Genomic DNA, 20,270 nt, shown 5'->3' with positions numbered 1-20,270 from the left:
CCCGGGCACGGCGTACCCGCCCCGTCCGGCGGTCAGGCGGTCAGGCGGTCTGCTCGCCGAGGTGCCGCCACAGGAAGGTGTGGGTCAGCGCCCGGTTGAAGGCGCTCTGCTCGTTGTCGGTGGCGCCGGCGTGGCCGCCGCCGGTGTGTTCGTGGAACAGGACCGCGTGGCCGAGTTCGCGCAGGCGGGCGGCCGTCTTGCGGGCGTGCCCGGGGTGGACCCGGTCGTCGCGGGTCGAGGTCATCAGCAGCACCGGCGGGTACATCTGACCGGCGGCCAGATTGTGGTACGGCGAGTACGCGGCGAGGTGCGGGCGGTCGGCCTCGTTGTCGGGATCTCCGTACTCGGCCGTCCAGGAGGCTCCCGCCAGGAGCCGGTGGAAGCGCAGCATGTCCAGGAGCGGCACCTGCGCGACGATCGCGCCGAAGAGTTCCGGGTAGCGGGTGAGCATGGCCCCCATGAGCAGCCCGCCGTTGCTGCCGCCGGCGATGCCCAGCCGGCCGGGGGTGGTGATCCCGCGGGCGGTCAGGTCGGCCGCGACCGCCGCGAAGTCCTCGAAGGCGAGGACCCGGTCCGCTCCGAGGGCGGCCTGGTGCCAGCGCGGCCCGTACTCACCGCCGCCGCGGATGTTGGCGACGACGTACGTGCCGCCGCGGGCGAGCCAGGCCCGGCCGGTGACCCCGCTGTACGCGGGCACCATGGAGAGCTCGAAGCCCCCGTACCCGTAGAGCAGCGTCGGGCCGGGGACGGCCTCGGTGTGCGGGGTCGCGTCCGGGTCGGGGCCGACCACGAAGTAGGGCACCCGGGTGCCGTCCGGCGAGGTGGCGAAGTGCTGCCGTACCAACAGGCCGGTGGTGTCGAAGTGGGCGGGCGCGGACTTCAGGGTCTCCGTGCCCGCGCCGATCTCGCCGCGGTAGAGGGTCGAGGGCCGCAGGTAGGAGTCGACGTCCAGGAAGTACTCGTCGCTCACGTCGGGGTCGGTGTCGGTGACCGTCGCGCAGGCAAGCCGCGGGACGTCGGCCAGCGGGGCGCGCGTCCAGCCCTGCGGACCGGGGGTCAGGACCTCCATGCGGGTGGACACGTCCGCGAAGGTGTTGAGGATCAGATGGCGCCGGGTCGGGGAGAACCCGGCCAGTGCGGTGTGCTCGTCCGGTGCGAACAGCACCTGCGGCTCCCGCTCCCCCGCCAGGAAGCCGTCGAAGTCGAAGGCGAGGAGCGATCCGGCCGGCTGCCCGAGCCACGGCGTCCGCAGGGTCACCAGCAGCCACTGCCGCCAGACGTCCGCGTCGGCGTCGGCGGGCACGTCCACCTTCACCGGCTCCGCCCGTCCGTCGGCTCCGGCTCCGGCTCCGGCGTCCGGGAGGAGGAAGAGTTCGCTGGTGAAGAAGGTGGGACGGCGACCGACGAAGCTGCGCTCGAAACCGGGGGTCGCATCGTGCCAGCCGAAGGCGGACACGTCCCCGGCCGCCGCCTCGAAGACGAGCTCCGCCCGCTCCGGCGCGGTGCCGCGGCGCCAGCGGCGTACGGTGCGCGGGTAGCCGGAGCCGGTCAGCGTCCCGGGCCCGAAGTCGGTCGCGAGGAAGACGTGGTCGTCATCGATCCAGCTGATGCCCGTCTTCGCCTCGGGGACCCGGAACCCGTCCGCGACGAAGGCCTGAGCGGCGAGGTCGAACTCGCGGACGCACACGGCGTCGGAGCCGTCCCGCGACAGCCGCACCAGGGCCCGCCGGTAGTCGGGGTACCGCACGCTCGCCCCGGCCCACACCCAGCTCTCCCCTTCGTCGGCCGCGAGGGCGTCCACGTCGAGGAGGAGCTCCCACTCGGGGTCGTCCGTGCGGTACTGGTCGAGCGTCGTGCGACGCCAGATCCCCTTCGGATGCCCGGCGTCCCGCCAGAAGCTGTAGAGGAACTCGCCCCGGCGGGTGGTGTAGGAGATGCGGCCGGTGTCGTCGAGCACCTCCCGCAGCGCGCTCTGCAGGGCGAGGAAGCCCGGTTCCGCCGTCAGCGCCGCCCGGGTCTCGGCATTGCGCTCCGCCACCCAGGCGAGCGCGTCCGCACCGTCAATGTCTTCGAGCCACAGAAAAGGATCATCGGTCACACCCCGATTGTGCTGCCTGTGGCTCTCGGCGCGGACCAGTTCCCGCCGGCGGCCCCCGGATTCGGCGGTCTTGTGTTCGGCGGTTCCGGGGGCGGGCGGTGTATCTAGAGTGAGTTGAGGTCGATGGTGGCGGCCAGTGCCTTGTACCCGTCGTCATTGAGGTGGAGGTGGTCGGGCGCGGCGTACTCCTGTCGGATCTTCCGCGGGTCGGCCGGGTCTGCCACCGTCCGGTCCAGGTCGACGACGCCGTCATAGGCCCCGCTGGTACGGATCCACGTGTTGACGGCGGTGCGTACGCTCTCTCCGCGCTCGGTCCAGTAGGCGGCGTCGCGGTCCCAGTACGGCGGGATGGTGGTGCCGAGGACCCGGACGCCGCGGGCGTGGGCCTCGCGGATCAGCCGTCGGTGGCCGGCGATGAGTTCCTGCGCGGTGACCTCGGGGCTGGGTGTGTTGCAGTGGTCGGCGGGCAGGTCGGGCTGGACGATGTCGTTGGTGCCCTCCAGGACGATGACGGTACGCACGTCCGGGAGGGCGAGCGCGTCCCGGCGGAAGCGTTCGAGGCCGCTCTCTCCGTAGCACTCGGAGTCGCCCAGCAGCTTGTTGCCGCCGATGCCGGCGTTGACCACGGGGCGCGGACGCCCGGCCGCGGCGAGGCGGTCGGCGAGGGCGTCGGTGTAGCGGCGGTCGGCGCCGGGCGTGGAGCCGAAGCCGTCGGTGAGGGAGTCGCCGAAGGCGACGACCGCGCCCGGGCGGCCGACCGGGCCGCCGGCGCTCTTCACGTCGATGCCGGCCAGGTAGTACCAGGAGTAGCTCTGCTCCGCGAACGCCTCCGCGGAGGCGTCCCCGAGGTGGTTCCCGCCGGCCCGGTAGGTGGTCGCCATGGCGGCGTTGTGGAAGGTGGCCGGGCCGGTGGGGCCCTCGAAGTACAGGGTGACGGTGAGCTGCTCGAAGGCGGCGACGGGCAGGTCCAGCGCGTCGCTCGACAGCTCCCGGCCGGCGGGGATCGTCACCGCGCCGGTCCCGTTGAAGCGGAGCGGGCGTACGCTCTGCGGCTGCACCGCGGCGCCGCCGGCGCTCCGGGCGACGCTCGCGCCGGTCAGCCGCAGCGGGGTGGTGCCGTACGCGTTGGAGAGCCGTACGCGCAGCTCGGAGCCCTGGGCGCCGACGCGGATCACCTGGCGTACGGAGTGGTTGGCGAAGCCCGCCTCGGACCAGTTGGGGTACCAGTCGGTGTGCGCGGGGGCCTGCTGCGAAGTGCCCCAGGCGCTGCGCCAGGGCGTCGGGCGGGCGACGGCGGGCGTGGTCGCGGCCCCGGCGACGAGGACGGCGGCGAGCGGGAGGGCGAGGGCGATCGTCTTGGCAGTCATGCCCCTCTGACCCGGCACGTCCGGGAAATGTGACGTGCCGGGCCGTCGGGTGGTCGATCGGTATGTGGTCATGAAGGCCACCGAAGTCCACACCGCTGGAGCGCCGGTACAGGCACCGACTCGAGTACGACTAGCCGCGCCGGACCGCCTCGACGCGGTGGGCCTGCCTGGTCCCGCCCCACAGGCTGACGATGCCGGCGGCCAGCGCCGTGACGACTGCGACCAACACCACGACGCAGACCAGAAGTCCCCTGAAAACCGCCGAGTTCACCATTGCCCCGCTTCCCCCTGTGGCCCTGCTCTTCTCGGCGGCCCTGTTCACCAGGGCGATCCGGCACGACGAGCTCCCCGGCCGCTGGGTGGCCGCGGACGTGGTCCTCGCGGCCGCGTACGCACTCGTGGTCAGCCGCTCCTACCCGCCGGTCGAGGCGGCTTCGATCAGCAACTGGGTGATCCCGCCCCTGTGCGGAGTCACGGTGACCGCGGCGATCTACGCCGGCCGGTACCGGGTCGCGGCGGTCGCCGTCGTCATCGTGGCCTGGGTGGCGGGGGCCTGGCCTGCGGTCGGCACCGACAGCAAGCTGGAACTGCTCACCAACACCACGATGATGACGCTCTTCGCCTGCGTGGCAGGCCTCACGGGCAAACTGCTGCTGGGCGCCGCCCGTTCCGCGGACTCCGCCACCGGGCGCGCCGTCGTCGCCGAGCACGCGGCGGCGCGGGCCAAGGAGGGCGAGCGACAGAAGGGCCTCATGCACGACCACGCCCTGCAGACCCTGCTGGCCATCGCCCAGGGCGCCCGCACGATGAGCACCGACCAGGTCGAGCGCCTGTCCAGGAAGGACCTCCAGTTCCTGCGCACGATGACGTACGTGGAATCCGGCGGCCCGCTGCTCCAGCTCGGTGAATCCCTGGCCCTGATGATCCGCGGGCACACGGCCCACGTGGTGCTCGACCGGGTGGAGAGCACCATCGCGGCGCTGCCGACGGACATCCCGGCCGAGGTCGTGGACGCACTCACCTCCGCCACCTGCGAGGCGCTGAACAACGTGGTCGCCCACGCCCGGGCCAACTGGGTCCGCGTGACCGCCTCCAAGGCGGCCGGGGGCGGCGTACGCATCACCGTGGTCGACCGGGGCGTCGGGTTCGACCCCGAGACGGTGCTGCGCCGCGGCCTCGACAGGTCGATCGCCACCCGGCTGGCGGACGTCGCGGGCCGGGCCGCCATCAGGAGCACCCCCGGCAACGGCACCACCGTGGAGTTGAAATGGCCTCGGTGATCGAGATCGGCGCGATCGACGACGACAGGATGTTCCGGGACGGCGCCGCGGCATGGCTCAAGGCCGAGAGCGAGATCCGGATCACCACCGCGGCGTCCTCGGTGCCCGAATTCCTGGCCGCCGCGCCCGCCGCCGGGATCGTCACGCTCGACCTGCACCTCGGTGACGGGTCTCTGCCGCGGAGCAATGTCAGGGCGCTGACGGCAGCGGGCCACAAGGTGGTGGTCGTGACCGTCCTGCCCATGAAGGAGTGGGTCTGGGAGGTCACCGAGGCCGGCGCGGAGGCGTACCTGACGAAGCCGACGCACGGGCTGGCCACCCTGGTCGAGGTGGTGCGGGAGATCGCGGCCGGCCAGGTGCCCATCACGGCCGACCACGCGTTCTGGCTCGCCCAGGACGACTGGCCGGGGCGGCCACGGCTGTACCCGCGCGAGGAGGAGATCCTGCAACTGGTCGGGGACGGGCTGCTGCACAAGGACATCGCCGCGATCTACGGTTGCGCGGTGAGCACCGTACGCACGCACCTGACCAATATCCGGCGCAAGTACTCCGACATCGGCCGTCCGTTCCAGCGGCCCACCGACTACCGGGACTGGGCCCGCGAGCGGGACCTGGACCGCGGCCGTCTCGACCCCGGCGAGAGCGGCGGCCCCGCCGCGTAGCCGCGCCCGGCGTCAGCGCATCCAGCTTTCCGTCACGGCCTGGACCGCGGAGCCGTCCAGGTCGGAGAGCTTGGCGGAGACGAAGTCGCGGGCCCAGTCGGAGGTCTGCACCCGGAACGCGGGTTCCTCGGCGGTCAGCGCGTCGATGACCGGCCGGGCCGCCTCGGCCGGGGTCTGCGCCTGGCCGAAGGTCTTCATGGTGCGCTCGATGTACGCCTGGAGCGCCGGGGCGTACGGGCCCGCCGCCGCCAGCAGCGCGGGGACGTCCACGCCCACGCTCGCGACGAACTCGCTGGCCACGGCGCCCGGTTCGATGACCGTGACGTCGACGCCGACGGTCGCGGCGACCGGGGCCAGCGACTCCATGAAGCCCTCGACGGCGAACTTGGCGGCGCAGTAGGCCTCGTTGAAGGGCTGACCGACCACTCCTCCGACGCTGGTGACCGTGATCACGCGGCCCCGCGAGGCGCGCAGGTGCGGCATGGCGGCCCGGGTGACGGCCACGACTCCGAAGAAGTTCACCTCCATCGTCGCGCGGACGTCCTCGACGCTGCCCTGCTCGATCGTGCCCACGCGGCCGGCGCCCGCGTTGTTGACCACGGCGTCCAGGCGGCCGTACTCGTCGAGCACCTCGTCGAAGCAGTCGGTGATGGATCCCTGGTCGACCACGTCCAGGCGCTTGACCTGGATGCGGTCGGCGACGCCGGCCTCGGCGGCTGCGCGGCGCAGCGGGTCGGCCTTGCCGGTGTCGCGCATGGTGGCGACGACCTGCCAGCCGGCCTCGGCGGCGGCCACGGCCGCGGCGAGTCCGATGCCGGAGGAGGTGCCGGTGATCAGGACCGTCTGGGGGGTGTTCGCGGTGGTCATGGGGTACTCCATTCCTGTGTGTGTACACACAATATAGATAGGTGCGCGCACACGCAAACAGGTACCCTCACCTCATGCCGCGCACCGACCTCACCATGGGTGACCTCACCCCTCGCGATCATGCCTTTTACGGTCTGATCTGGGCGGGCACCACGCTCTCGGCCCGGATCGACCAGGCCCTGTCGCGGGCCCACGATCTCCCGCTGTCCTGGTTCGAGGTGATGCTCTGGCTGAACGGCCAGCGCGAGCCGGTCGCCGCCTCCGCGCTGGGGGCCAGGACGCTGCTCAGCCGCAGCCAGGTCTCCCGCGTGGTCGACCAGCTCCAGGCCCGCGGCCTGGTGGAGCGGGCCCCCTCCCCCACCGACGCCCGGTCCGTGTGCGTCGCGCTCACCGCCGCCGGCCGCGAGGCGTTCGCCGAGGCCGACGCCACCCGCCGCGAGGCCCTGCGGGAGGTCTTCGACGACCGGCTGGACGACGCAGACATCCAGGCGCTGGAGACCGTGTGGGCCAAGCTCAAGAGCCGATGATGCGGGCGATCCCGTCGAGCAGCGGCCGCAGGCCGAACTCGAACAGGGCGTCGAGGTCCAGGTCGTAGCCTTCCTGGAGAGCGGTCACGGTCCGCGCGAAGACGGGAAACCGGCCCGACGTGACGAGCGCGTCCAGTGACGAGGCGTGGAGGTCCATCCACTGGTCCTCGGTGAGGCCGGTGGCCGCCTCGCTCTGGGCCTCCTGTTCGAGGTTGACCGCGATGCCCTGGACGTAGCCGTAGAGCAGCACGTGCAGGTCGAACATGGTCACCGCATCGAGACCGTGCCCGTCCAGGGCGCCGAGCATCCACTCGGCGTGCACCATGAGGTTCGGCAGCATCAGGGGGCGGCCGAGCGGGCTGAGGTGGGCGAGCCACGGATGCCTGCGGTAGAGCCGCCACATCGTACGCCCGCCGAGCTCCAGGCGGGTCCGCCAGCCCTCGGGGCCCGGATCGGGGTACGCCAACTCGCCGAAGGCGGCGTCCGCCATCAGCAGGACGAGCTCCTCCTTGCTTCCGACATGGCGGTACGGGGACATCGCGGCCACGCCCATCCGGGCGGCGACCCCCCGCATGGAGAGCGCGGCGAGCCCTTCGGCATCGGCGATCGCGATGGCGGTACGGACGATCCCCGCCCGCGTCAGCTCCTGGTCCGCGGGCGGGACGGCCCGCCGCTGCGGGGGCCGCGGCTCCGTGCGGCCGGCGACGACCGTGGCCGCGCGCGGGCGGGTTTCCACGAGCCCTTCCATGCGCAGCGCGGTCAGCGCCTTGGTGGCGGTGGCCAGCGCGACCCCGTGGTCCTTGGCCAGCTGCCGGGTCGAGGGGACCCGGTCCCCCGGCGCGAGCTCGCCGTCCCGGATGCGGCGCCGGATGTCGGCGGCGATGCGCGCGTAGGGCGCGCGCGGTGCGGTCGGTGCGCCGTCGGCTGTCTCGGCCACGCCGAATCACCTCTCCCAGTTTTTTTCCGGCCTGCCGGCCCTGTACTAGTGCAGAGGCTACCGGCCGCGATGCCTTCAACCAGGGCTTCTGCCCTAGTACAGCTACCAGAAAAGGCCAGTTGGCAGCAGTTCGAGTACGCCGTACATTCAGTTGCGTACACCGTATCGAAGGAGCTTCGACATGACCACTGTCTTGATCTCCGGCGGCGGAATCGCCGGATCCGCACTCGCCCACCTGCTTCGGCGCCGTGGTCTCGAGCCCACGGTGGTGGAACGCTCCCCCGCCCCGCGCCGGGGCGGTCAGGCCGTCGACGTCCGCGGCGTCGCGCTCGAGGTCGTCGACCGCATGGGCCTCCTGGAACAGGCGCGGGAGGTACGCACCCGGATGCGCGGCATGTCGGTACTCGACGCCGACGGCAACGAGATCCACCGGTCCACCGAGGCCACCTTCAGCAGCGGGCGCCTCGACAGCGCCGACATCGAGCTGTTGCGGGAGGACCTGGTCCGCCTGCTCCACGAACGCACGCGCCAGGACGTCGAGCACCTCTTCGGCGACAGCCTCACCGCCCTGACCGAGAACGAGGACGGCGTGCGCGCCGACTTCGCGCACGGCTCTTCGCGCACCTTCGATCTGGTGGTGGGAGCCGACGGGCTGCACTCGACGGTACGGCAGCTGGTGTTCGGTCCGCAGGAGCGGTTCTCCCGGCATCTGGGGAGCTACGTATCGGTGTTCAGCGCGGAGAACTTCCTCGGGCTGGACAACTGGCAGACGTGGCTGCGGGACGGCGACGCGGGCTTCGGCATCATGCCCGTGCGGGACAACACCGAGCTGCGGATCGCCTTCGGCTTCGAGTCCGGCCCCCTCGACGGCGACCACCGCGACACCGGCTGGCTGCGGGGACTGGTCACCGAGAAGCTCGGGGCGCTGCGCTGGGAGGCGGCGCGGCTGGCCAAGGCCGCCGCCGAGGCGCCCGACTTCTACTGCGACGCGATGGCCCAGATCCACGTCGACCGCTGGTCGCGGGGGCGGGTCGCCCTGCTCGGGGACGCCGGCTACTGCGCTTCCCCGCTGTCGGGGCAGGGCACCAGCCTGGCCCTCGTCGGCGCCCACGTACTCGCCGACGAGCTGGGCCGGGCGGGTACCGGCCACCGCGCCGCCTTCACCCGCTACGAGGAGCGCATGCGGCCGTTCGTGACCATCAACCAGGCCCTCGCCACCGAGAACCCGGGCGGCCCGGCCTCCGAGGAATCCGTTGCCCGGGCCAAGAACGCCATCAGGCTCGACGCCTGACGCCTGACACCCCTCCCCGTCACGCGCCGGGCGCCTCGGCCCCGCCGCCGGCCCGGACCGCGTCCAGGACCCGCGCGTGCAGATCGGCCAGGCCCCCGGCCGGCACGGGTACGGGGCTCCCGGTCAGGGTGTACCACTCGTCCGCGCCGGTGTACTGGACGTCGATCCGGGCCAGGCCCTGCGGTCCCGCGGTGGTGGTGACGGTGAGGTCGCCGGTGATGACGCCGACCTCGTCGGTCATCGCCCCACCCGGCCCGGCCTTGACCTGACTGCTGTGCTGTTCGCTCATGAAGGACAAGTGTTCATCATCCCGGCGATTCGCGCCCGACGGGGGCGGGAGGCGGGGGCAGGGGCGGGGGCTGGGGGCTGGGGGTTGTCGCCGTACGAGCGGTCAGAACGGCTTGGCCGGGAGGTACTTGCCGTCCAGGGTGATGACCGCGCGCTCGCCGCCCTCGGGGTCGGCGACCTTCTTCACGTCGAGCTTGAAGTTGATCGCGCTGATGATGCCGTCGCCGAACTGCTCGTGGACCAGGGCCTTGAGGGTGGTGCCGTAGACCTGGAGCATCTCGTGGAAGCGGTAGATGGTCGGGTCGGTGGGGATGCCGCCGTCGATCGAGCCGCGGGTCGGGATGGTCTGGAGCAGCAGCACCGCGTCGTCGTCCAGGCCCAGGAGCTCGGCGACGGCCTTCGCGGCGGCCTCCGGCAGGGGGTGCTGGCCGAGTACGGCGGCGGTGACGAAGGCGACCGACAGGCCCGCGGCGTCGGCCATCTGCTGCCAGGACAGGTCCCTGCGGATCTTGGCGTCGACGGCGGCGATGGCCAGGCCCTGACGGGCGGCGGGGTCGAACTGGGCGTGCACCATGAGAGTGCGTCCTTTCGAAGGGGGGCGCGTTCGCGGGGAGGGAGCGGAGTCAGACCGCGAGGACGGGCCGGCGGGCGGTGGCGTCGTCGAGTTGTTCGACGGTGCCGGTGGGGATGTCGTAGACCCAGGCGTGCAGGGTGAGCGCCTCGGCCGCCAGGGCGCGGGCCACCGCCGGGTGGGTGGCCAGGTTCGCCCGTTGGGCGAGGACGTTCTCGCGCACCAGGGCCTCCACCTCCTGCGATCCGGCGCCGGGGGCCGCGTGGCGCAGCCAGTCGGCGATCGCGGGCGCGGCGCTCAGATCGTGCTGCTCGGCGAGGGCGGTCATCGCCCCGCAGGCGGAGTGCCCGCACACCACGACGTCGGCGACGCCGAGGACGGCCACGGCGTACTCGATGCTGGCCGCGATGCCGTCCGGGCCGGGGGTGTGGGCCGGGACGAGGTTGCCGGCGGTGCGGATGACGAACAGCTCGCCCGGTTCGCTCTGGGTGATCAGTTCCGGCACGACGCGGGCGTCGGAGCAGCTGATGAACAGCGTCTTCGGGCGGTGGGTCGCGGCCAGGTGGGCGAAGAGCTCCGCCTTGGCCGGGTAGACGTCGCGCCGGAATCGGGTGACGCCCTCGGTGAGGTCGTGCACGGTCACTCCCTTCGGTGGCTGTCGCCCCGTGGGGCTGACGAGTTCCACCATGCATGACCTGCATCCATAGCGTCCAAGACGTGATATCCATGCCTGCCATCGATGGCATCTATAATGCTGTGCATGGCTCCGGAACTACGTCATCTGCGCTATCTGCTCGCCGTCGCCGAGCACGCCGGCTTCACGCGCGCCGCCGAGGAGCTGCGGATCTCCCAGCCCACCCTGTCGCAGCAGGTCAAGCAGTTGGAGCGGATGGTGGGGACGCAGCTACTGGACCGCACCGGGCGGACCGTACGTCTGACGGACGCCGGCGAAACCTACGCGCACTACGCCCGGCGGGCGCTGCGGGACCTGGCGGCGGCGGAGCGCGCCGTACTCGACGTCGCCGACCTCTCCCGGGGACACCTGCGGCTGGCGGTCACCCCGACCTTCACCGCCTACCTCGTCGGGCCGCTCACCGCGGAGCTCCACTCCCGCCACCCGGGCATCAGCCTGGACGTGAAGGAGCTGACGCAGGACCGCATCGAAGCGGGTCTGCTGGCCGACGAACTCGACCTCGGCATCGCCTTCCACGGCGCCCACCTGCCCGGGATCGGTGCGGTCGCGCTGTTCACCGAGACGCTCAGCCTCGTCGCCGCCACCGCGCACCTGCCCGGGGGCGGGGGCCCGGGCCTGGAGTCACTGCCCGTACGGGACCTGGCGGAGCGGCATCTGGCCCTGCTCAGCGGTGACTTCGCGACCCGCGGGCACATCGACGCCTACCTCGCCGCCCACCGGGTGCGGCCGCGCATCGCCGTCGAAGCCAACTCCATCCAGGCCCTCACCGAGATCGTCCGGCGCACCCCGCTGGTCACCGTCCTGCCCGACGCCGTCACCGACGACCACCCCCACCTGGCCCCGATCCCCCTGGACCCGGCCCTGCCCGCGCGCACCGTGGCCCTCCTGCGCCGCGAGAGCGCCTACCAGCCCGCTGCCGCCCGCGCTTTCAGCCGGCTCACCGAGGAGCTCGTACGGGACCGCGGCTACCCTCCCGCCCACTCACAGGCTGGGGCTGGGACTACTTCCGGTCCCACTTCTCCGGGGTCGAGCTGGTGACGACCTCGCACACCGCCGGCTCACCCGGGGCGGGCGAGGTGCCCGAGGCGACCTCGCGGATGCCGTCGAGGAGGATCCGGCACGAGGCCACACCACCCGTCTGGGGGCGCACCTCGATCCGGGCCTTCTCGCCGACGTTGATCACCGCCTCCTGGGTCCAGGGCAGCGGGACGGCTCCGACCTGTTCGGTGGAGACACCCGACTTGTACCTGTCGAGGTTCCGGCCGTAGAAGATCTCCCGGGCCTGCGACGTCTGCCCGTCCGCGGCCTTGGCCTCGTACGTCAGGTGCCAGCCGGCCCCGCTGACCGACCTCTTGAACCAGGTCATGTCACTGCCGAGGACGGCGACACCGGCCACGACGACCAGGGCCGCCCCCACCGCCATCCACGCACACCCGTTGCCGCCTCGTCCGCCACGTCCCGCTGTTCTGTCCATGTATGTCACCGTACGTTGACGGACACACGGCACTCTTAAGAGCAAAGTAGGACTTTACGCGCGCCACGTCATACCCCAGGCGGACCTCCCCCCGTCAGCGGATCCAGCTCCCGCCGCCGTCGGCTGATCGAGTCGGGGTCCCATCCCACGTGCGGAACGGACGCCAGTAGCAGCTGGGTGTACGGGTGCTGCGGGGAGTCGAGCAATTCGCGGACGGGGCGGTGTTCCATGGTCCGGCCCCGGTACATGACCAGGGCCTCGTCACAGACGTAGCGGACGACGGCCAGGTCATGGCTGACGAAGACCAGCCCGATGCCGGTGTCGCGCCGGATGTCCGACAGCAGGTTGAGCACCTGCGCCTGCACCGACACGTCGAGCGCGGACACCGCCTCGTCGAGGACGAGGACGGCCGGGTCCACCGCCAACGCCCGGGCGATGGCGGCGCGTTGACGCTGCCCGCCGGAGAGGTGGCGGGGCAGGGCGGCGGCCTCGCGCTCGCCGAGCCCGACCTGGGCCAGCAGCTCTCCGACCCGCCGCGCACGGGCCGCGCGGTCGTGGGAGCCGTGCAGCCGCAGGACGCCGTCGATGGTCGCGCCGATGCCGATCCGGGCGTCCAGCGAGAGGTACGGGTCCTGGAAGACGATCTGGACCGCCTTGGCCCGGGCCAGCCGGGCCGCCCGCCCCCGTACGGACCTGGCCAGCGGCTCCCCCTGGACGAGGATCTCGCCCGCGTCGGGGTGTTCGAGGCCGATCAGCATCCGTGCCGTGGTGGTCTTCCCGGAACCGGACTCCCCGACGATGCCGAGCGCCCCGCCCGAGCGCAGCGAGAAGGACAGGCCGTCGACGGCGACGACCTCCGCGCCGCCGGTGCGGTAGGTCTTGCGCAGCCCCGTGACCTGGAGGAGGGGCGGTGCGGAATCGGTGGCGGTCAACGGTCCTCCCGGAGTTCGGCGGCGCGGTGGCAGGCGACCTGGGCCGGTCCGTGCTGCTCCAGCCGCGGCGCGGACAGGTCGCAGCGGCCGGGTTCGGCGAAGCTGCAGCGGGGCGCGAAGGCGCATCCGGGCGCGGATTCCAGCAGGCCCATGGGAGCGCCGGGGATGGGGGTGAGGCGGGCCAGCGGCCCCGCCAGTGGCGGGGAGGAGCCGAGCAGGCCCGCGGTGTAGGGGTGCCGGGGGGAGGTGAAGAGCTCGGTGACGGGCGCCGTCTCGACGATCCGGCCCGCGTACATGACGTAGATCCGGTCGCTGGACGCGGCCGCGAGCTCGATGTCGTGGGTGATCAGGAGCAGTCCGAGGCCGCGGTCGCGCTGAAGGCGGCCCAGGATGGCCAGGATCTCGGCCTGGGTGCTGACGTCGAGTGCGGTGGTCGGTTCGTCGCAGAGCAGCAGCCGGGGTTCGGTGGTGAGGGCCGCCGCGATCACGACGCGCTGGAGCATGCCGCCGGAGAGCTCGTGCGGGTACTGGTTCAGGTGCCGGGGCGGGTCCGGCAGGCCGACCGCGGTGAGCAGTTCGGCCGCCCTGGCGTTCGCCCGGTCCCGGGACCAGCCGTGGACCAGGCGCAGCGGTTCGGTGAGGAAGTCCCCGACGCGGCGTACCGGGTTGATGGCCGCGCGCGGGTCCTGGTAGATCATCGACGCGGTGGAGGTGCGTACCGTGCGCAGGCTCGCGGCGTCGGCGCCGACGAGGTCGATCCCGTCGACGCGGACCCGGCCGCCGAGCTCCGCGCCCGTGGGGAACAGGCCGAGGGCGGCGCGGGCGGTGACCGATTTCCCGGAGCCGGATTCGCCGACCAGGGCGACGACCTCCCCGGCGCGGACGTTCAGACTGACGCCGTCCAGGATCGGGCGGGCCATCGAGGGCAGTGTGACGGCGAGTTCGTCGTATTCGAGCAGTGTCATCGCGAATCCCTCCCCGCGAGTCGGTCGCCGAGGCTTTCCCCGACGACGTTGAAGGCGACGACGACCAACACCACGGCGACGGCCGGCGCGATGGCGGAGAGCGGCCGGCCCTGCAGCACGGCCGTCTGTCCCTGGTTGATCATGGCGCCCCAGTCCGGTGTCGGCGGCTGTACGCCCAGCCCCAGGAAGGAGAGGGCCGCGAGGTCGAGCAGGGCGTACCCGAAGTTCACCGTCGACTGGGCGAGCAGGGTCGGGGCGATGTTGGGCAGCACCCTGCGCACGGTGACGAAGAGGGCGGAGTGGCCCTGGACCCGGTAGGCGGCGACGTAGGGGCGGGCCTTCTCCTGCACGGCCAGGGCGCGTACCAGGCGTGCGGTGTACGGCATGTAGGCGATGGCCATGGCGATGACCGGGGCCGTCATCCCCTTGCCGAAGAGGGCGACCGCCAGGATCGCCATCAGCAGCGCGGGGAAGGCGAAGACCACGTCCAGCACCCGGCCGACGAGGGTGTCGATCCAGCCGCCCCGCCAGGCCGTGAACAGTCCGACGGCGATGCCGACGACGGTGGAGAAGCACACCACCGCGAGGGGACCGGTGAGGCTGGTGCGCGTGCCGACGATCAGCGCCGAGAACGTGTCGTGACCGCCCTGGTCGGTGCCGAGCCAGTAGTCGGCGCTCGGGTCGAGGAGGGTGTCGCCGAGGTGGCCGAAGGTCGGGTCCTGGGGCGCGAGCCAAGGGGCCAGCAGCGCGACGAGGACGAACAGGACGAGGAGGAAGAGGCAGATCCGGTGGAGCGGGCCGCCGCCGAGGGTGCGGAGCCGGGCGAGGGCGCCCCGGAGGGGGGCCGGGGCCGCGCCGGATGCCTTGGACGGCGTGACCGTCTTGGTTTGCGTGCGTGCGCTCATCGGGCACTCCCCCCTGCCGCCGTGCGCGGGTCGATCAGCGGGTGCAGCAGGTCGACGAGGGCGTTGACCACGACGAACGCGGCCACGACCATCAGCACGATGGCCTGTACGACCTGGAAGTCCAGCTGGTCCACCGACTGCACCAGGAGCGATCCCACCCCGGACATGCCGAACGCCGTCTCCACGATCGCGGTGCTGACCAGCATTCCCGAGACCAGCAGCGCGGAGACCGTCACGATCGGTCCCAGCGCGTTGCGCAGGACGTGGCGCCGTATCACCGTGCGCCGGGGTGTCCCCCGGCTGAGGGCGACCTCGACGTGTTCGCGGCGCAGTTCGTCGAGCATCGACGAGCGGGTCACGCGGGTCACCAGCGCCACGAAGGTGACGGACAGGGCCGCGGCCGGGAGCACCACGTGGTGCAGCCGGTCCAGTACGCCGGTGCCGTTCCCGATCGTGGGGAACCAGCCGAGCTGGACCCCCAGGACCGACCGGAGCAGCAGTGCGGCGACGAAGGCGGGGGCGGCCGCGCCGATGGTGACCAGGAGCATCAGGGAGCGGTCGGTGCGCGTGCCCCGGCGCAGCGCGCCGACGATGCCGGAGCCGACGCCCACCACCGCGATCATCACGGCGGATACGCCGATCAGCAGCAGGGAGGAGGGCAGGCGCGACCAGATGACCGCGCCGACGTCCTGGTGGAAGAGGTAGGAGCGGCCGAAGTCGCCCTGCAGCACCCCTTCGAACCAGTTCCAGTACCGGACGAGGAACGGCTCGTCGAATCCGTACTGGGTGCGGATCGCGGCGAGTTCCTCCGGGCTCGGGCTCCGCCCCTTCACCAGGAACGCGGCCGGGTCACCGGGGGCGAGGAAGAGCGAGGAGAACACCAGGAACGAGGTGACGAGCAGGGTCGCCGCCATCCCTGCGAGTCTGCGCAGCGCCCGGACGGTCCGGGCCGCCGCGGCCGTCATCCCTTGGCCCCGATCTCGGCCGCCCACGGGTAGTAGAGGTAGGCGATGGACGGCTGGACGCCGGTGATCCGCTTGCCCAGGAAGACGCTGACGGGCTGGGTGTACAGGGGCAGCCAGGGCAGTTCCCGCAGGGCGATCTTCTGGGCCTCGGCGTTGGCGGCGGCGTGCTCGGCCGGGTCGTAGGTGCCGATGGCACGGTCGACGGCGGCATCGAAGGCGGGGTGGGACCAGTTGCCGTAGTTGCTGAACGCGCCGGTCTGCAGGGAGCCGTACATGTCCAGCGGGTCGGTGATGGAGGTGTACCAGAAGGTGAGGAAGAGGTCGATGCCCTCGCGTGCGGCCGGGTCGGTGAAGAGGGTCGTGTACTTCTCCGCGGAGACGGAGTCGATCTCCGGCTTCAGTCCGATGGCCGTGGCGGCCTGGGCGACGGCCTGGGTGATGATCGTCGTCTGCGAGTCCAGCGGGCTGGTCGCGATGACGATCTTCTGGCCGTTCACGCCGGCCTCGGCGGCGAGCGCCTTGGCCTTGGCCGGGTCGTACGGGTAGTTCGGCAGGTCCTTGAGGAGTCCCTCGCGGGTCGCGGCGGGCGCCTCGCTCCAGAGGTTGTCGGTGACCAGTGAGCCGGCGACCTCGCCCACCCCGCCGGCTCCGGCCTTGACGATGCCCTTGCGGTCGATGGCCATGAGCAGGGCGCGCCGCACCCGGGCGTCGCCCAGCGGGCCCTTGAGGTTGCTGACCACCTCGTCGGCGACGCTGGTGTTGCGGCCGAAGTAGAGGGTTCCGGCCTGGCCGGTGCGCAGTTGGTCGTACGCGTTCGGCGGGACCATCCAGCCGCCGTCGACCTCGCCGCTCTGGAAGGCGTTGACCCGGGTCGTCGGGTCGGCCAGGAAGACGAACTTCGCGCGGCCGGCCTTCGCCTTGAGGTCGGGGTTCCAGTAGTCGTCGAACCGCTTGAGGGTGAGCGACTGGCCGGAGGTCCAGGAGTCGAAGGAGAACGGGCCGGTACAGTTCACGCCGGTCTGCGGATTGCCGTAGTCCTTGCCGGACTTGGCCAGGGTGGCGGCCGACTCCACGGTGCCGGGGCTGGCGGCCAGGTACTTGTTGAAGGTGGAGTCCGGCTTGGCCAGCGTGACGGTGACCTCCATCGGACCGGTGCGGTCGACCGACTGCACGTTCCGGAAGGGGTAGGCCCAGACGCTGGCCGTGGCGGGGTCGAGGTTGCGGCGCAGTGAGGCGACGACGTCGTCCGCGGTGAGCGCCGTACCGTCGTGGAAGCGCACGCCGGGGCGGATCTGGTAGACCCAGGTGGTGGGTGTGGGGTTGGCGTACGAGGCCGCGAGGTTGGGCGAGGTCGTCAGGTCCGGGTTCCAGCGCAGCAGGCTCTCGCAGACGTTGGCGAGGATCTGGTTGGGCGGGTAGTCGAACGAGTAGGCGTAGTCGATGGTGGTGGGCTCCGCGAAGAGCGACCAGGTGAAGGAATCCAGGTTGCCCGCAGCGGCGGGGGTCTTGTCGGTGATCCGGTACGCGGTGGCCGCGTCCGAGTCCGGCCGGGCGGGGCCGCCGCACGCGCTGGTGATGAGCACGGCGGCCGCCGCGAGGCCGGCTGCCAGGGCGTGGCGGATCCGTCGGGGCCGGGCCGCTCTCGATCGGGCTGATGGCATCGTCTGACTCCTGAGGGTGGGCTGCGAGGGGTACGGGGCGCAGGGCCGGGGCGGCCGGCCGGTGGCTCGGTGCGTCCGGTGACTCAGTGCGTTGCGTGGAAGACGAGTTCGCCGTCGAGGTAGGTCCGCAGCACCCGGGTCTCGGCGATCTCCTCGCTGGGGCGCTCGAAGGGGTTGCGGTCCAGGACGACGAGGTCGGCGTACTTGCCCTCTTCGACGGTGCCGGTGACGTCGTCGAGGTGGTTCGCCCAGGCGCTGCCCGCGGTGTAGGCGGTCAGGGCCTGGGAGAGGGTCAGGGCCTGTTCCGGGAAGAACGGCGGGCAGGGTTCGCGGGTCCCGGGGGCGTTGGGCGCCTCGTCCGGCACGGCGCGGTTGACGGCGACGTGGATGCCCCAGAGCGGGTTGGGGCTGCTCACCGACCAGTCGCTGCCGGCGACGAGGCGGGCTCCGGCGCGCTGGAGGTCTCCGAACGGGTATTGGAGGGCTGCCCGTTCGGGCCCGAGGAAGGGGATCGTCAGCTCGTCCATCTGCGGTTCGTGTGCGGCCCACAGCGCCTGGATGTTCGCGGCCGCGCCCAGGGCCGCGAAGCGCTTGATGTCGTCGGGGTGGACGATCTGCAGGTGGGCGAGGTGGTGACGGTTGTCGTTGGCGCCGTTGGCCGCGAGGGCCCCGGTCAGCGCGTCGAGCACCTCCCGGACCGCGCGGTCTCCCAGCGCGTGGAAGTGGATCTGGAAGCCCGAGCGGTCCAGGATGCCCACCGCCTGGTCGAGCACCTCGGGATCGATGAAGCTGAGCCCGGAGTTCGCGGTGGCGCAGCCGCATCCGTCGAGGTAGGGCTCCAGCATTCCGGCGGTGAAGTTCTCGGCGATGCCGTCCTGCATGATCTTGACGCTGGTCGCCTTGAAGCGGCCCACCTGGCCCGTGCGGCGGCGCTCCTCCAGTTCGGGTATCTGCTCCAGGCCGCGCTCGCGGTCCCACCACAGGGCGCCGACGACGCGGGCGCGCAGGGAGCCCTCGCGGGCGGCCCGCAGGTAGACCCCGAAGTTGTCCGGGTTGCCGGGGAAGGCGCCGATCATGGCGTCCTGCCAGCTGGTCACACCGAGGGAGAACAGGTGTTCCTGCGCGGCGAGCAGGCCGGCGTGCGCCTCGTCCGGCGTGGCGATGGGGACGTGCCGGGCGACCAGGTCCATGGCGCCCTCCTGGAGGGTGCCGGCCGGGGTGCCGTCCGGCTCCCGCTCGATCCGGCCGTCCGCCGGGTCGGGGGTGTCCCGGTCGACGCCGGCGAGGTGGAACGCCCGGGTGTTGACCCAGGCTCCGTGGCCGTCGCGGTTGGTGAGCATGACGGGCCGGTCCGGGACCACCCCGTCGAGCATGGCCCGGGTGGGCGTGCCGCCGGGGAAGATGTCCATCGACCAGCCGCCGCCGCGGATCCAGGCCGCTTCGGGGTGGGCTTCGGCGTACTCGGCGACCACCTTCAGGTAGCCGTCGATGGTGCGTTCCTCGCTCAGGTCGCAGCTGAGCATCTGGACGCCCGCCACCGCCGGGTGGACGTGGGCGTCCTGGAACCCGGGGACGAGCAGTCCTCCCGCGAGGTCGACCACCTCGGTGTCGGGGCCCGCGAGGGCGCGCACCTGGGCCTCGTCGGCGACGGCGAGGATCCTGCCGCCCGCGACGGCGACGGCGGCTTCCACCGGGGCGGGGCCGGTCGCGGTGAAGACCTTCCCTCCCACGAAGACGGTGTCGGCCCGCTGCCCGATCGGCTGCCTGTGGTTGGACATCGACGCATCCTCCGGCTCGGCGGGCGAACCCGCTCGGCTTGTTGTTGAGGAGGAGTGAACGGGAGCGCAACATTGTTGTCAACGGTGTTGCGCTGGCTCTGTTCCACATCGTTACACTGACCGCACCATGCCGAAGCCATCCGACACCCCCGCCCGGTCCAAGCGTTCGGGCAGCCAGCTCACACCCGACGCGATCATCGAAGCGAGCCTGCGCATCGCGGCCCGCGGCAGCGAGGACGCCTTCACCGTCCGGCGCCTCGGCGAGGAACTCGGCGCCGATCCGACCGCGATCTACCGCCACTTCCGCGACAAGGACGAGCTCCTGCTGTCCGTCGCCGACCGCACGCTCGGCGAGGTGCTCGACAGCATCCCCGAGGGCCTCGACTGGAAGGACCGGCTGCGGGCGCTCGCCGACGGCTCCCTGGAGGTCGCGCTCAAGTACCCCGTGGTCGGCTCGACCATGGCCAGCCGGACCACCCGGCGGCCCAACGAGTTCCGGGTGGTCGAGCTCATCCTCGGCGCGGTCATGGAGGCCGGGCTCGAAGGAGCCGAGGCGGCCGTCCACTACCGGATGGTCGGCGACTCCCTCCTCGCCTTCGTCGGCCAGCGCGCCGCCTACCTGCTCTTCGACCCGGACATCCGCGAAGCCGACGAGTCCTCGTGGAGCCGCGAGTACCGCCTGGTCGACGCCCAGGGATTCCCCCACATCACCCGGCTGAGCGCGGAGCTCGCCGAGGTCACGGACGAGCAGATCTTCCACGCGCGGGTCGAGGCGCTGATCACCGCGATCGAGAGGCGAGCCGAGGCGCTGCGCGACGCGTAGCGCTGCGACCGGAAAGGTTCACCGCGCCAGGTCGCCCCCCTCTACCCCCCTTACCCCGTGCCGGGCGGAGCCTTCCCGCCCGGCTCTTCCGTGCACCGTTGGGGGGGGGCCCGGGGGGAACAAGGGGGGGGGCCCCCGCGGAAAACCCCCCCCGCAGACCCCCCGGGGGCCCCGCGCCCCCCCCC

Annotated in this window: 20 protein-coding genes; 6 read left to right on the top strand and 14 right to left on the bottom strand. The window is 72.2% G+C overall.

All coding sequences use genetic code 11. From position 1 onward, the window contains the following. Positions 1–40: 40 nt before the first annotated feature. Positions 41–2,137: a prolyl oligopeptidase family protein gene (locus ACFWB8_RS10375; protein ID WP_385224376.1), complete on the bottom strand. Its 2,097-nt coding sequence runs from the start codon at positions 2,135–2,137 to the stop codon at positions 41–43. Positions 2,138–2,202: 65 nt separating this feature from the next. Next, complete coding sequence (locus tag ACFWB8_RS10370; RefSeq protein ID WP_385224251.1) at positions 2,203–3,465, bottom strand: SGNH/GDSL hydrolase family protein; 1,263 nt, start codon at positions 3,463–3,465, stop codon at positions 2,203–2,205. A 290-nt stretch (positions 3,466–3,755) separates the two neighbouring features. Between ACFWB8_RS10370 and ACFWB8_RS10365 the strand changes: the two genes are divergently transcribed. Together ACFWB8_RS10365 and ACFWB8_RS10360 are read left to right on the top strand one after the other, a co-directional pair. Beyond that, a complete protein-coding gene (locus ACFWB8_RS10365) occupies positions 3,756–4,745 on the top strand; it encodes a sensor histidine kinase (protein ID WP_385224249.1) in 990 nt (329 codons plus the stop codon). After that, positions 4,733–5,407, top strand: a complete 675-nt coding sequence (locus tag ACFWB8_RS10360) for a LuxR C-terminal-related transcriptional regulator (RefSeq protein WP_385224247.1) — start codon at positions 4,733–4,735, stop codon at positions 5,405–5,407. The genes ACFWB8_RS10365 and ACFWB8_RS10360 overlap by 13 nt, the downstream gene beginning before the upstream one ends. Before the next feature lie 12 nt (positions 5,408–5,419). Here the strand turns inward: ACFWB8_RS10360 and ACFWB8_RS10355 are convergent, their stop codons facing one another. After that, positions 5,420–6,274 (bottom strand): SDR family oxidoreductase, encoded by an 855-nt coding sequence (locus ACFWB8_RS10355; protein ID WP_385224245.1) that lies wholly within the window; start codon positions 6,272–6,274, stop codon positions 5,420–5,422. Positions 6,275–6,348: 74 nt separating this feature from the next. Between ACFWB8_RS10355 and ACFWB8_RS10350 the strand changes: the two genes are divergently transcribed. Beyond that, on the top strand, positions 6,349–6,801 hold the full coding sequence (locus tag ACFWB8_RS10350) for a MarR family winged helix-turn-helix transcriptional regulator (RefSeq protein ID WP_385224243.1): 453 nt from the start codon (positions 6,349–6,351) through the stop codon (positions 6,799–6,801). Here the strand turns inward: ACFWB8_RS10350 and ACFWB8_RS10345 are convergent. Then, a complete protein-coding gene (locus ACFWB8_RS10345; protein ID WP_385224241.1) occupies positions 6,788–7,738 on the bottom strand; it encodes a TetR/AcrR family transcriptional regulator C-terminal domain-containing protein in 951 nt (316 codons plus the stop codon). The two genes, ACFWB8_RS10350 and ACFWB8_RS10345, sit on opposite strands and share 14 nt — an antisense overlap. Before the next feature lie 181 nt (positions 7,739–7,919). Here ACFWB8_RS10345 and ACFWB8_RS10340 point away from each other — a divergent pair, with 181 nt between their 5' ends. Further along, complete coding sequence (locus ACFWB8_RS10340; RefSeq protein ID WP_385224239.1) at positions 7,920–9,029, top strand: FAD-dependent monooxygenase; 1,110 nt, start codon at positions 7,920–7,922, stop codon at positions 9,027–9,029. A gap of 19 nt (positions 9,030–9,048) precedes the next feature. Here ACFWB8_RS10340 and ACFWB8_RS10335 read toward each other — a convergent pair whose 3' ends face one another. The 3 genes from ACFWB8_RS10335 to ACFWB8_RS10325 form a co-directional block, all read right to left on the bottom strand. Further along, positions 9,049–9,318, bottom strand: a complete 270-nt coding sequence (locus tag ACFWB8_RS10335) for a hypothetical protein (protein WP_385224237.1) — start codon at positions 9,316–9,318, stop codon at positions 9,049–9,051. 102 nt (positions 9,319–9,420) lie between these two features. After that, positions 9,421–9,891 carry a cyanase gene (gene cynS / locus ACFWB8_RS10330; protein ID WP_385224235.1) on the bottom strand — a complete coding sequence of 157 codons (471 nt, stop codon included), beginning with the start codon at positions 9,889–9,891 and terminating at the stop codon, positions 9,421–9,423. 49 nt (positions 9,892–9,940) lie between these two features. Beyond that, the gene (locus tag ACFWB8_RS10325; protein ID WP_385224233.1) at positions 9,941–10,525 is read right to left on the bottom strand and encodes a carbonic anhydrase; all 585 of its coding nucleotides are present in this window, start codon (positions 10,523–10,525) and stop codon (positions 9,941–9,943) included. A gap of 123 nt (positions 10,526–10,648) precedes the next feature. On the opposite strand from ACFWB8_RS10325, the gene cynR reads away from it, so the two are divergent. Continuing rightward, the gene (gene cynR / locus ACFWB8_RS10320; RefSeq protein WP_385224231.1) at positions 10,649–11,620 is read left to right on the top strand and encodes a transcriptional regulator CynR; all 972 of its coding nucleotides are present in this window, start codon (positions 10,649–10,651) and stop codon (positions 11,618–11,620) included. Here the strand turns inward: cynR and ACFWB8_RS10315 are convergent. The 7 genes from ACFWB8_RS10315 to ACFWB8_RS10285 all read right to left on the bottom strand — a co-directional run bounded on the left by ACFWB8_RS10315 (position 11,583) and on the right by ACFWB8_RS10285 (position 19,262). Next, complete coding sequence (locus ACFWB8_RS10315) at positions 11,583–12,056, bottom strand: hypothetical protein (protein WP_385224229.1); 474 nt, start codon at positions 12,054–12,056, stop codon at positions 11,583–11,585. The two genes, cynR and ACFWB8_RS10315, sit on opposite strands and share 38 nt — an antisense overlap. A gap of 68 nt (positions 12,057–12,124) precedes the next feature. Continuing rightward, positions 12,125–12,988 (bottom strand): ATP-binding cassette domain-containing protein, encoded by an 864-nt coding sequence (locus ACFWB8_RS10310; RefSeq protein WP_385224227.1) that lies wholly within the window; start codon positions 12,986–12,988, stop codon positions 12,125–12,127. Next, positions 12,985–13,953, bottom strand: coding sequence for an ABC transporter ATP-binding protein (locus ACFWB8_RS10305; RefSeq protein WP_385224225.1), 969 nt, complete (start codon positions 13,951–13,953; stop codon positions 12,985–12,987). The genes ACFWB8_RS10310 and ACFWB8_RS10305 overlap by 4 nt, the downstream gene beginning before the upstream one ends. Then, complete coding sequence (locus ACFWB8_RS10300; RefSeq protein WP_385224223.1) at positions 13,950–14,858, bottom strand: ABC transporter permease; 909 nt, start codon at positions 14,856–14,858, stop codon at positions 13,950–13,952. Before ACFWB8_RS10300 ends, ACFWB8_RS10305 begins: the two co-directional genes overlap by 4 nt. Next, positions 14,855–15,823, bottom strand: coding sequence for an ABC transporter permease (locus ACFWB8_RS10295; protein ID WP_385224221.1), 969 nt, complete (start codon positions 15,821–15,823; stop codon positions 14,855–14,857). Before ACFWB8_RS10295 ends, ACFWB8_RS10300 begins: the two co-directional genes overlap by 4 nt. Then, positions 15,820–17,484 (bottom strand): ABC transporter substrate-binding protein, encoded by a 1,665-nt coding sequence (locus tag ACFWB8_RS10290; protein ID WP_385224219.1) that lies wholly within the window; start codon positions 17,482–17,484, stop codon positions 15,820–15,822. The genes ACFWB8_RS10295 and ACFWB8_RS10290 overlap by 4 nt, the downstream gene beginning before the upstream one ends. Before the next feature lie 83 nt (positions 17,485–17,567). Beyond that, positions 17,568–19,262: an amidohydrolase gene (locus tag ACFWB8_RS10285; protein ID WP_385224217.1), complete on the bottom strand. Its 1,695-nt coding sequence runs from the start codon at positions 19,260–19,262 to the stop codon at positions 17,568–17,570. Between the two features lie 127 nt (positions 19,263–19,389). Here ACFWB8_RS10285 and ACFWB8_RS10280 point away from each other — a divergent pair, with 127 nt between their 5' ends. Further along, on the top strand, positions 19,390–20,085 hold the full coding sequence (locus ACFWB8_RS10280; protein ID WP_385224215.1) for a TetR/AcrR family transcriptional regulator: 696 nt from the start codon (positions 19,390–19,392) through the stop codon (positions 20,083–20,085). Positions 20,086–20,270 lie beyond the last annotated feature (185 nt).

The organism is Streptomyces sp. NPDC060031, assembly GCF_042736805.1.
GTDB lineage: Bacteria > Actinomycetota > Actinomycetes > Streptomycetales > Streptomycetaceae > Streptomyces.
The sequence above is the reverse complement of the archived record's forward strand: the minus strand, read 5'-3'. Positions and strand labels throughout refer to the sequence as shown.